The sequence below is a fragment of the Paraburkholderia sp. GAS32 genome, assembly GCF_050434225.1.
In the GTDB taxonomy this organism is placed as follows: Bacteria; Pseudomonadota; Gammaproteobacteria; order Burkholderiales; family Burkholderiaceae; genus Paraburkholderia; species Paraburkholderia madseniana.
This window is the reverse complement of record NZ_JBNPVS010000007.1, coordinates 285,888-297,479: the sequence shown is the minus strand read 5'-3', so window position 1 is coordinate 297,479 and position 11,592 is coordinate 285,888. Positions and strand designations below refer to the sequence as shown.

At 63.1% G+C, this 11,592-nt stretch carries 11 protein-coding genes; 6 read left to right on the top strand and 5 right to left on the bottom strand.

The window, feature by feature from the left end:
* Positions 1-596: 596 nt before the first annotated feature.
* The 4 genes from P3T25_RS12000 to P3T25_RS11985 all read right to left on the bottom strand — a co-directional run bounded on the left by P3T25_RS12000 (position 597) and on the right by P3T25_RS11985 (position 5,530).
* The gene (locus P3T25_RS12000; RefSeq protein WP_429358165.1) at positions 597-1,832 is read right to left on the bottom strand and encodes a multifunctional CCA addition/repair protein; all 1,236 of its coding nucleotides are present in this window, start codon (positions 1,830-1,832) and stop codon (positions 597-599) included.
* Complete coding sequence (locus P3T25_RS11995; RefSeq protein WP_154559806.1) at positions 1,829-2,482, bottom strand: glutathione S-transferase family protein; 654 nt, start codon at positions 2,480-2,482, stop codon at positions 1,829-1,831. The genes P3T25_RS12000 and P3T25_RS11995 overlap by 4 nt, the downstream gene beginning before the upstream one ends.
* Positions 2,483-2,527: 45 nt before the next feature.
* Positions 2,528-3,481: a complex I NDUFA9 subunit family protein gene (locus P3T25_RS11990; RefSeq protein ID WP_154559807.1), complete on the bottom strand. Its 954-nt coding sequence runs from the start codon at positions 3,479-3,481 to the stop codon at positions 2,528-2,530.
* An 81-nt stretch (positions 3,482-3,562) separates the two neighbouring features.
* Positions 3,563-5,530, bottom strand: a complete 1,968-nt coding sequence (locus P3T25_RS11985; RefSeq protein ID WP_154559808.1) for a lytic transglycosylase domain-containing protein — start codon at positions 5,528-5,530, stop codon at positions 3,563-3,565.
* A gap of 77 nt (positions 5,531-5,607) precedes the next feature.
* Here P3T25_RS11985 and P3T25_RS11980 point away from each other — a divergent pair, with 77 nt between their 5' ends.
* Complete coding sequence (locus P3T25_RS11980) at positions 5,608-6,150, top strand: 5-formyltetrahydrofolate cyclo-ligase (protein ID WP_233464816.1); 543 nt, start codon at positions 5,608-5,610, stop codon at positions 6,148-6,150.
* 58 nt (positions 6,151-6,208) lie between these two features.
* On the opposite strand, the gene P3T25_RS11975 is transcribed toward P3T25_RS11980, so the two are convergent.
* Positions 6,209-6,721, bottom strand: a complete 513-nt coding sequence (locus P3T25_RS11975) for a winged helix DNA-binding protein (protein WP_115783482.1) — start codon at positions 6,719-6,721, stop codon at positions 6,209-6,211.
* Between the two features lie 207 nt (positions 6,722-6,928).
* Here P3T25_RS11975 and pxpB point away from each other — a divergent pair, with 207 nt between their 5' ends.
* The 5 genes from pxpB (at position 6,929) to P3T25_RS11950 (ending at position 11,408) form a co-directional block, all read left to right on the top strand.
* A complete protein-coding gene (gene pxpB, locus P3T25_RS11970; RefSeq protein ID WP_154559809.1) occupies positions 6,929-7,582 on the top strand; it encodes a 5-oxoprolinase subunit PxpB in 654 nt (217 codons plus the stop codon).
* The gene (locus P3T25_RS11965) at positions 7,579-8,631 is read left to right on the top strand and encodes a biotin-dependent carboxyltransferase family protein (RefSeq protein WP_154559810.1); all 1,053 of its coding nucleotides are present in this window, start codon (positions 7,579-7,581) and stop codon (positions 8,629-8,631) included. The genes pxpB and P3T25_RS11965 overlap by 4 nt, the downstream gene beginning before the upstream one ends.
* A gap of 19 nt (positions 8,632-8,650) precedes the next feature.
* A complete protein-coding gene (pxpA, locus tag P3T25_RS11960) occupies positions 8,651-9,403 on the top strand; it encodes a 5-oxoprolinase subunit PxpA (RefSeq protein WP_154559811.1) in 753 nt (250 codons plus the stop codon).
* Positions 9,404-9,705: 302 nt separating this feature from the next.
* A complete protein-coding gene (locus tag P3T25_RS11955; protein ID WP_154559812.1) occupies positions 9,706-10,455 on the top strand; it encodes a DUF969 domain-containing protein in 750 nt (249 codons plus the stop codon).
* Positions 10,452-11,408 (top strand): DUF979 domain-containing protein, encoded by a 957-nt coding sequence (locus tag P3T25_RS11950; protein ID WP_429358164.1) that lies wholly within the window; start codon positions 10,452-10,454, stop codon positions 11,406-11,408. The genes P3T25_RS11955 and P3T25_RS11950 overlap by 4 nt, the downstream gene beginning before the upstream one ends.
* The last annotated feature ends 184 nt before the right edge of the window (positions 11,409-11,592 follow it).

Below are 11,592 nucleotides of genomic sequence, written 5' to 3'. Positions count from 1 at the left end.
AGTGGTGCATCTGGAATCCGTGTTCTCGCACATTCCGCGTTAGTGACAAAGGACTCATCAGCTCCCACTCCGCACTGCGTGCGTCGCGGACGGGTTTGCATGGGAAACCACCGGCTTCGGTTGGGGGCGGTGGGAGCCATCGGCTTCGCCTCGGCGAAGCGCCCCTGCATTCACCCGGGAACCCCTACTTAAAGTGATATGTCCGTGTGCCGTAATCACGGTCACAGTCACGGCTGTGGCGGTGGCAATGCAATGACGAGCCACGGTTCAGTGGCGAGGCGCGAGCGCCGAAACCTAGCGGGTGGTTTTAAGAAGTACTCTTCGGCGCGCGCAGCGCCGCCGGAAGTATGACGCCCTTGTCACAAGCGCCTGCAGGTGCACGAACCCAGATTCCAGATGCACCACTGCCCGTAGCAGACTACGGTGCCCACTTAGCATTAGCGGTTTGAGCCGCTTTCTTTGCTTATCTTTCTTTGCGGCGGCAAAGAAAGTAAGTGCCGCCCCGCACAGGGGCAACGCTAATAGACCACTACCAATTCAAGGAAAGGCCAAAGCCCTAAGAACACGAACAAAAGCGCCGCGCAGGCAAAAAAACCTCAAGCAACAAGAGCCCCTTCAACAGCGCGAACGCGCTCCTGATGCACTGCATCCTTAATCCCCGCAGGCGAGTCAGCGAGCCGCTTAGCCACAGCACCAGCATCCACCCCCCGCGCAGCAACAAGCGCAATCCGCAGCCGCTCAGCCTGCGGATACTCCCGCATCTCAAACCCAAGCCGCCCACGCGCATCCGCCTCACAAGCCTGCAAGGCTTCAGCAAACCGCGCCGGTTTCCGAATCGCATCGCTGCGCTCGAGCAGCCTCACCAACGCGGCCGCCCCCATCTCCATCACGCGATGAATATTCCCATGCTCCCGCGCGACCAGCAGCGCCAGATCGCGGCATTCATTCGGCACCCGCAGCCGCTCACATAAAGGCTTCAGCAAATCCACGCTGCGCCCCTCATGCCCGATATGCCGCGGCAATACGTCGTCTGGCGTCGTCGCCTTGCCCAGATCATGCGTGAGCGCTGCGAACCGAACCGGCAACGCGTAACCCTGTTGCGCGGCATGGTCGACCACCATCATCACGTGCACGCCCGTATCCACTTCGGGATGATAGTCAGCCCGCTGCGGCACGCCGAACAACGCTTCGATCTCCGGCAGAATCCGCGCCAGCGCGCCGCATTCCCGCAGCACCTCGAACATGCGGGACGGCTTCTTCTCCATCAACCCGCGCGACACCTCCTGCCACACGCGCTCGGCGACCAGTGCATCGACCTCACCGTCGGCCACCATCTTGCGCATCAGCGCCATCGTCTCCGGCGCCACCGTGAAATCGACGAAGCGCGCCGCGAACCGCGCAATCCGCAAAATCCGCACGGGGTCTTCCAGGAACGCATCGCTGACATGGCGAAACAGCCGCGCCTGCAAATCGCCCCGGCCGTTGAACGGGTCGATCACCGGACCGGTCAGTTCGCCGTCCGGGCGCATTTCGCGCGCCATCGCGTTGATTGTCAGGTCGCGGCGAGCGAGATCCTCTTCGAGCGTGACATCCGGCGCGTAGAAGAACTGGAAGCCGTGATAGCCCGCGGCCGTCTTGCGCTCGGTGCGTGCAAGCGCGTATTCCTCGTGCGTCTGCGGATGCAGAAACACCGGAAAATCCTTGCCCACCGGACGATAGCCCTGCACCACCATCTGCTCGGGCGTCGCCCCAACCACCACGTAATCCCGGTCCTGCACGGGTACGCCCAGCAACTCGTCGCGGATCGCGCCGCCTACTGCGTAGATATTCATGGGCATACGTCTTGGTACGGAATGGCATGCGTTTCGCGCAGCGCGTCGTCGATCCATGCCTTCACCGCCGGCAACGCCGTCACGCGACGAACGTAAGCCGCGGCGGCTTCGGAGAGCGCCGGTTGCCACGTGTTGAAGCGCATCACGACGGGTGCGTACATCGCGTCGGCGATGCTGAACTCGCCGAACAGGAAAGGACCGCCGTAGGTATCGAGACACCGGCTCCAGATCGCGTCGATGCGTGCGATGTCGGCGAGCGCGCCCGGCGTTGCGTTCTTACCCGGAAACGACGCACGAATGTTCATCCACATGTTCGAGCGCAATTCGCCGAAACCCGAATGCATCTCGGCGCTGATGCTGCGTGCGTGGCTACGCGCCGCCGGGTTGCGCGGCCACAGCGCATGCTGCGGGAAGCGCTCAGCCAGCGTCTCGGCGATCGCCAGCGAATCCCAGGTAGCCGATCCATCTTCGCCGATCAGGCACGGCAGCTTGCCCGGACCCGTCGGCGCGTAAGCCAGAATCGTGGACTTCGTGCCGGATTCATACAGATGAATCAGCACCTCTTCAAACGGAATACCGAAATGTTTGACCAGCAGCCACGGACGCATCGACCATGACGAGTAGTTCTTGTCACCGATAAGCAGCTTCATGCCTGATATGAAAGGAAGAGATAAAAAGGTTTAACGCCCAAAGGTTCAACGCCCCGCGCTCGCGCGAAACGCGTCGAAGCGCGAACGCGTCGACGCGCCGGTCAGATACACGGGCGCGATCGTTTCAATGCTGGCGGGTTCGATGCCGAGTTCAGGCGCAAGCGGTCCGCTCAACACGTTGTCGACTTTCATCGAATCGAGATTGTCGCGCGAAATCACCGGTTCGCCCGGCGCCATTTCAAACGTCAACGCCTGCAAGCGCGCCAACGCCTCCGGCAGGCGAATGATTCGCGCATGCCTGCCGATCACGTCGCCGCAATACTTGACGAGGTCTTCGAGTGTATAGACGGTCGGCCCGCCGAGGTCGTAGGTATGGCCGCTGGCCGCGTCGAGATCGAGCACGTTGCAGATCGCTTTTGCCACGTCGCCGACGTACACCGGCTGGAATTTCGCGTCCGGCATCGCAAGCGGAATCACCGGGAACATCCGCTGCAGGAACGCGAACTTGTTGAGGAACTGGTCTTCAGGACCGAACACCACGGACGGACGGAAAATCGTCCACGCCAGATTCGCCGCGTGCACGGCCTTTTCGCCGTCACCCTTCGAGCGCGAATACATGCTCGGCCCATTCAAGTCGGCGCCGAGCGCGCTGATGTGAATCAACCGGTGCACGCCCTTGCCTTCGCAAGCCGCAACGATTTTGGTCGGCAATTCGACGTGCGTGCGCGCGAACTCCGGGCCATAAGGCGTGCCGCGTTTGCCATGCAGCGTGGCAACGAGGTTGATGACGCAATCGGCGCCTTCGACGAAACGCGCGAGCTGGACCGGATCGAACACGTCGGCTTCGATCACGTCGATGGGGAGCAACGTGAGATGGCGAGCGTTGTAGCGGCGCCGGGTGGCGATGCGCACGTCTTTGCCCATTTCAACGAGAGCGTTGACGAGATGGCTGCCGATAAAACCGGAACCGCCGATGATCGCAATGGCTTGATGTCGCATTTTCGACTCCCTAGTGGAAGCCGCGGCAACGGCTGGCGTGGCGCACCGCCGCATCAGAGTGATGCGGCGGCGGCACGGCGCTTACGGCGCGATATAACCCAGACGCGCCTTCAGCGATTGCGGACGGCCTTCGAACAATGCCGCGTAGTAGACCGTGTTAGACAACACATTCTTTACGTAATCGCGTGTTTCCTGGAACGGAATCGCCTCGGCAAAGATCGCGCCTTCAACCGGATGCTGCAACGATTGCCGCCAGTTGCTCGGACGGCCCGGGCCCGCGTTGTAACCCGCAGTAGCCAGCACGGCGGACCCGTCGAACTGATTGTAGATCATCGACAGGTAGTTCGTGCCGAGCAGGATGTTGGTGTTGATGTCGTTCATTTGCTCGCGCGAAATCGGGCCGAGGCCGATCTTCTTTGCCACCAGTTGCGCGGTGCCCGGCATCAATTGCATCAGACCGCTCGCGCCAACTTCCGAACGCGCGTTCATGATGAAGCGCGATTCCTGGCGAATCAGCCCGTACGCCCATTCGACGTCGAGCCCATTCGACTGCGCATCGCGCTCGACGATATCCTTGAACGGCGACAGATAACGCAGCGAGAAATCGTGCTCGCTCTTCGTGCGATCCGCCGTGTTGACAGTGCGGTCATACAACTGGATACGGCGCGCGTATTCGGCAACGGCGAGCAGTTGCCGGTCGCTCATATCGCGCAGCGGCCAGTTCCATTCGCGATTGCCTTCGAGGCGCAGATTCAGCGCATAGAAACGCTGCGCCAGATCGAAGCCCGGCGTGTTGCCGGCCTGTTGGATTTCGGCGTCGGTCACTGTGGTTTTCGGCGGCACGGTGATCTTTTGGCCAAGCTCTTCCGCAGCCAGTTGGCCGTAGAAGTTGAAGCCCTGCGAGATCGACTCGAATTCCTGGTTGGCCGTGGTCGTGTCGCCGGCTTGTTTGAGCGCGCGGGCGTGCCAGTAGACCCACGACGGCTGATTGCGCAGCGCCGCCGGCATCTGTTCGATCGACCAGCGCACCATCGTCCAGTCGCCGGCGAGCAGCGCGGTGCGGGTGCGCCATTCGTACGCCGGGTTCGACAGCGGCGCATTCACCGACAGGCGGTACCAGTCCACCGCGCTCGGCATCTGCTTGGCAGCGGCTTGATACGCAATCGTGCCCCAACCGATTGCGCGCTCGGGCGAACTCAACGACGGCGCCACCGAGGCGAATGTGGCCGCTGCCATGGCCGGATCGTTGCGCGCCATGCGCGTGATCGCCAGCAACGCGAGTTGGTGCGATTGCGTATCCGGACCGACACCGCGCGCCAGCAACAACGGCGGCGTACTCGTGGCCTGGCCGAACAGCACCGGATCGGGCGGCTGGTTGCTGAGCGCATCGACGAGCTTGCTGCCTGTGCTCGTGTAGTTCTGTTCGTACGCGAGGCGGATCTGTTGCCACACGTCGTCGGAACTGAATTGCTGGTTGACCGCAAGCGCGGTAACCAGATCGACGCAGCCGTCGCCGTACCACTTCGGATCGACCAGCAGCGCGCGCGCCGCGTCGGCGACGTTTTCACCCCGCGCGGCACGCGACTCGAGCGCGTAGCACTTAACCTGCGTATCGTCGTTCAGCACGAAACGCGCGTATTGCTGATCGAAGTTACGCCAGTCGTGACGCGCGCCGAGCACCGTCAGGTAGTCGTTGCGCATGCGGTCGGCGACGGCCTGGCCGTCGTACTTCTGCAGGAACGACAGCACCGGCGCATCCGGCGCGTCAATACGCGCATGGCCGCTGGAATCGAACAATTGCGGCTTGAGCTGGAAGTACTCCAGATACGAAGGTGCCGGATAGTTCGGGATCATGCTCGCCAGTTGCGCTGCGCGCCCCGCGTCATTGTTGCGGGCGGCTTCGCGAAGCTGGACGAAGGTCTGGTCGTCGTTCGTGAGTTGCGAAAGGGGAATGGGCTTGACGGCGGAGGCCGTGCTGCACGCGACGAGTGCCGCAGCGGCAAGCGCCAGACCGGCCGCGCGATATACTCGATAGAGGCGTTTTGACATCGTTGTTTCTGGAGCGCGAATTGAACCCAAGCATAGCATGCAACCCCGTCGCAGAATCGAAAAAGGCGCTGCGTCGAATGCTATTGGAAGCAAGGCTACAAGCGGCTTCCGAGCCGGCGCACAACGCCGCGCTCAACCGTCGCGTTCTCGATGCGTTGAAGCACTACGGCGTGAGCAGCGTGGGGTTCTATTGGCCGTTGGCGGGCGAATTCGACGCGCGCGCCGCGATTGCGATCTGGCTCGCGGCCGACTCGCAACGCGAGGCGGGTTTGCCGATCGTCAAGGAGCGCGGCGTGCCGCTCGAATTTCACGCGTGGGCGCCGGATATGGCGATGAAGATCGGCCATCACAAGATCGCCGAGCCCACTTCGGGGCGCGTGGTGCTTCCCGATCTGCTGTTCGTGCCGTGCGTGGGCTTCGACGCCGACGGCTTCCGGCTCGGCTACGGCGGTGGCTACTACGATCGCACGCTGGCCGCATGGCCTGGGCCGAAGAAGCCGGTCACGGTCGGCATCGCCTATGAAGCGTGCCGCACGGACGCATTGCAGCGCGAGGCCCACGACATCCCGCTCGATCTGATCGTGACGGAAGCCGGTCTCTATCCACAGCCGGCAGATTAAGCGTTTGAAGAGCGCCGTGCGAGGCGCATCCCTCTCCCACCACCGAGGGCAAAGCCCGTTATAAAGACGCCGCCGCCCGCGAGGCCGTGTCGTACAGTCCGGACGCATTGCGCATCAGTTGCGCCGCCTCGCCAATCTGCTCGTTGGTCAGGCCGCTTTCCTTCAGCGTCGAAATCAGGCAGCTCTCGCGCACCTCGCGGTACTTCAGACAAAGCTCACGGCCTGCATCGGTCGCCGAGAAGAACACTTCCTTGCCGGTCTTTTCGCTTTTTACATACCCTCTAGCTACGAGCTTCTTCAACGCGTAAGTGGCGACGTGCGTGTCTTCGATGTTCAGCACAAAGCAGATGTCCGCCAGCTTCTTGCGCCGCTCGCGATGGCTGACGTGGTGCAGCAACGAGACTTCGATCGCGGTCATGTCCTTTTCGCCGGCCGCCGACATGCAGCGCACCATCCACCGGTTGAATGCGTTGCCCGCCATGATGAGTGCGTACTCCAGCTCGGACAGCTCCGCGCTTGTGTCAGACACGAGATGTTCCGAGGAAACGATCTTGGTGGGATGGCGCGACATGGTGAAAATTCTCGAGAAACAGGATGGGAAGGTGTCGGGAGTGTACGACGAGCAGCCCATTCTCGGGACCCTGGCGAAAACGCTTATTGAGAATTTGTTGAGATTTTATTGATAATGTACGCTTCAGACATCACGGACCCTATGCTGATAAATAGGCACAGGGTCCGATATGCTCGACATCTCCGACTCAACCTGGGCCGTTAAGCGATGAGCCAACCAAAAATCTTTCCGCTCGGCGATGCCGCGCTAGTCTGCGAGGCGCCGCCGCCTGCCACGCTGGACTGCCAGCGGCGCGTGTGGGCTGCCGCCGAGGCCGCGCGCGACTGGCCGCACGTGCTCGAGGTTGTGCCCGGTATGAACAATCTGACGCTCGTATTCGATTCGCTCGAAGCCGATCGCGAAGCGCTGGTGAGCCTTCTGCAAGCGGCCTGGAACGCGGCAAGCGACGTGCCCGCGGCCGGTCGTCAAGTCGACATTCCGGTGCAATACGGCGGCGAGTTCGGCCCCGACTTGCAAGCGGTCGCCAATCACAGCGGCCTGAGCGTGCGCGAGGTCGTGCAACGTCATGCGGACGGCGAGTACGTGGTGTTCTTCCTCGGTTTTCAGCCGGGCTTTGCCTATATGGGCGGGCTCGACACAGCGCTGCACACGCCGCGCCGTTCGTCGCCGCGGCTGGAAGTGCCGGCCGGTTCGGTCGGCATCGGCGGTGAACAGACCGGCATTTATCCGGCGACCTCTCCCGGCGGCTGGCAGTTGATCGGCCGCACCGAACTGCCGCTGTTCGATCCGTCTCGCCGTCCGCCCACGCTGTTGCAACCGGGCGACCGGGTGCGCTTTACCGTCGCGGGGATACACGCATGATCGATGTGATTCGCGCGGGTCTGCTGACCACGATTCAGGATCTCGGCCGTCACGGCTACCGGCATCTCGGCGTCGCGATGGGTGGCGCGCTCGACCGTCTGTCGCTTGAAGTCGGCAACCGGCTGGTCGGCAACCGGCCCGATGCGGCCGGCCTGGAAATTACCTTCGGCCCGACCGTGCTGCGCTTTCTGCGCGCCACACGCGTGGCCATCACCGGCACCGAATTCGGCGCGACGCTCGACGGCAAGCCGGTCTATTCATGGTGGAGCCTGCCGGTGCAGGCCGGCCAGGAGCTGGTTCTGCAAGCGGCCAAACGCGGCATGCGCGGCTATGTCTGCATCGCGGGCGGCATCGACGTGTTGCCGATGCTCGGTTCGCGCAGCACTGATCTCGCCGGCCATTTCGGCGGACTCGGCGGCCGGGCGTTGCGCGACGGCGACCGTCTGCCGGTCGGCGCGCCGCCGCAACGCGGCCACCTCGGCTTTACCCCCGAAGCGCCCGAGTTCGGCGTGAAGGCGCCCGCCTGGTGCAAGTTCGTGCTGGTTCACGAACCGCTGCGGCGCGGCCGGCATCCGTCCGGCGTGCCGTGGGCCGTGCCGATCCGCGTGCTGCAAGGCCCGGAATACGATAGCTTCACTGAAGAAGCGCACGAATCGTTCTGGTCCGATGAATGGCTGGTCACACCGAACAGCAACCGTATGGGCTACCGCCTCGCCGGTACGGAACTGAAGCGCACCCGGAAAAACGATCTGCTCTCGCACGCCGTGCTGCCCGGCACGATTCAGGTCCCGCCGAACGGCCAGCCGATCGTGCTGATGAGCGATGCGCAGACCACCGGCGGCTACCCGAAGATCGGCGCCGTGATCCAGGCCGATCTATGGAAGCTCGCGCAGGTTCGCCTGAACGCCGCCATCCGTTTCATCCCGACGACGCCCTATGAGGCACGCCAGGCTTTGCTGGAAGAGCGCACGTATTTGCGGCAGATCGACGCCGCGATTGCCATGCACGAAGAACGTTGCGCGCGCCAGCAGGCGGTCGCAACGCTGTAACACTATGTAGGGGAACACCATGGAAATCGATTTGAACGCCGACCTCGGCGAAGGCTGCGGTTCCGACGAGGCGCTGCTCGACCTCGTCAGCTCGGCCAACATCGCGTGCGGCTGGCACGCGGGCGGCCCTAACGCCATGCGCGACTGCGTGCGCTGGGCGGTGCAAAAAGGCGTGTCGATCGGCGCGCATCCGAGCTTTAACGATCCTGAGAATTTCGGCCGCAAGGAAATGGATCTGCCGGCCAACGATATCTACGCAGGCGTGCTGTATCAGCTCGGCGCCCTGTCGGCGATCGCGCAGGCCGAAGGCGGGCGCATCGCGCACGTGAAGCCACACGGAGCGTTATACAACCAGGCCGCGCGCGACGCGAAGATCGCCGATGCGATCGTCTCGGCGGTTCACGATTTCGACCCGTCGGTGGCGGTGTTCGCGCTCGCCAACAGCGGACTCGTGACGGCTGCCCGGGCAGCCGGCCTGACTGCCGTCGAAGAAGTATTCGCCGACCGCGGCTATCGCGCCGACGGCTCGCTCGTGCCGCGCAAGGAACCGGGCGCGCTGCTCGACGACGAAGACGTGGTGCTGGAGCGCACGCTCGCCATGGTGCGCGAGCGCCGCGTGCAGGCCGTCGACGGACACTGGGTGCCGCTCAACGCCCAAACCATCTGCCTGCACGGCGACGGCCCGCACGCGCTGGCGTTCGCACGGCGCATCCGCAGCGCGCTAGAGGACGCGGGCATTGATGTTCACGCGGCCGGCGCCGCGAGCGTCTGACTCGCGCGTCGATCATTGCGAACCAGACAGCGCGATTCAACCGTTACCCAACCCCGAACGCCCCGCTCCGTGCGGGGCGTTTGTCAGGTGCAGGACGCATTGCAGTACTCGCGGTGGAACAGCAAATGAGCAGCAGATAAGCGGCAAACAATCAGCAAACAAGCAGCAGGTGCAGGTGCAGGTGTAGTCGAAGCAACGCGGCCATCAAGAGCCGTGGCAGCAAGACGGCGCGTGGATCATCAGGCGCCGGCCCACGTTAGCCGCCACAAGCGGCGAGGTTGAAACCCTGTTTGGAGATCCAGATGCAGACAACAGTCAGTCTATGGCCGCTCATTGGCGTGGCCGTCATCATCGTCGGCTTTTTATTACGGTTCAATCCGATGCTGATCGTGGCGGTTGCCGCGATCATCACCGGTCTGGCCGCGCACTTCCCGCCTGAAAAGATCCTCGCTGAAATCGGCACCGGCTTCATCAAGACCCGCAATATCCCGCTGATCATCCTGCTGCCGCTGGCCGTGATCGGCCTGCTGGAACGGCACGGCCTGCGAGAGCGCGCGCAAGCTTGGATCGGCGGCATCAAGGCCGCGACCGCGGGGCGCTTGCTGATCGTCTATCTGCTGGTGCGCGAGCTGACCGCCGCTGTCGGCCTGACCGGTCTCGGTGGCCATCCGCAGATGGTGCGTCCGCTGATCGCGCCGATGGCTGAAGGCGCGACTGAAACGCGCTTCGGCAAGATCAGCGACGCCGTGCGTTTCAAATTGCGCGCCTTCTCCGCGGCGACCGACAACGTCGGCCTGTTCTTCGGTGAAGACATCTTCGTCGCGTTCGGCGCAATCGTGCTGATGACGACCTTCCTGAAAGAAGCCGGCATCATCGTCGAGCCGATTCACGTGGCCGTCTGGGGCATTCCGACCGCGATCTGCGCGTTCATCATTCACGGCTTCCGCCTCTATCTGCTCGACCGCAGACTCGAACGCGAACTGCGCGGCAATGCCGCCGCGAACACCGCCTCCGTCGCGCCGACGCAATCCGCCGCAGGAGACAAAGCATGACCTTCACGATTACCTATCTGTTCTGGCTGCTCGGCGTCGTGCTGCTCGTGATCGGCGGCATGATCGTCACGGATAAAGAACACCCGCGCCGTTTCACCGCCGGCGGTTTCTGGATTCTTTACGCGCTGATCTTCCTGATCGGCGACAAGCTGCCGCCGTCGGTGGTCGGCGTGCTGGTGATCGTGATGGCGTTGGCCGCAGGATTCGGCGGCGTGACCGCAGCCAAGCCGAAGGTGCTGTCGCTCGAAGCGCGCAAGGCAAGCGCCGCGCGTCTGGGTAACAAGCTGTTTGTACCCGCGCTGACGATTCCCGTCGTCACCGTGATCATTACGCTGTCGGCCAGCCATCTGATCTTTGGCGGCATGCCGTTGTTCGAGAAGGCCAACGTCACGCTGATCGGTTTCGGCATCGGCTGCGTGATTGCACTTGCGATTGCCTGCGTGATGACACGCGATACCGTCGGCCAGTCGATGAAAGAGGCGCGCCGCCTGGTCGACGCATTGTCATGGGCCGCGGTGCTGCCGCAGATGCTCGGCATGCTCGGTCTCGTGTTCTCGGACGCCGGCGTCGGCAAGGCGGTCGCTCACGTGACCACGGCCTACATCAGCCTCGACTACCGCTTTATCGCGGTGGCCGTGTACTGCATCGGCATGGCGCTCTTCACGATGGTGATGGGTAACGGCTTCGCCGCGTTCCCGGTGATGACAGGCGGCGTCGGTGTGCCGATCCTGGTCGGCGTGTTTCACGGCAACGCGGCGGTGATGGTCGCGATCGGCATGTTCTCGGGCTACTGCGGCACGCTGATGACACCGATGGCCGCAAACTTCAACATGGTGCCGGCCGCGCTGCTGGAATTGCCGGATAAGAATGCGGTAATTAAGGTGCAGGTGCCGACCGCGCTGACCCTGCTGGTTGTGAACATCTTCCTGTTGAATTTCCTGATGTTCCTGTAGGGCCGTTTGCCGAGCCGCGTGACAGCCTCCGATATCGCATAGGACTTTCGCTGTGGTCGATGCATGCGCGTGAGTCCGCGGCAAATGGACGCCGCCGAATTCGGAGGCGTCCGATCGCCAGGGAAGGGGCCTGAACTTAAGCTGGTGGATGCTCTTCCATCCACATGCGCTGGCAACGCGCGCC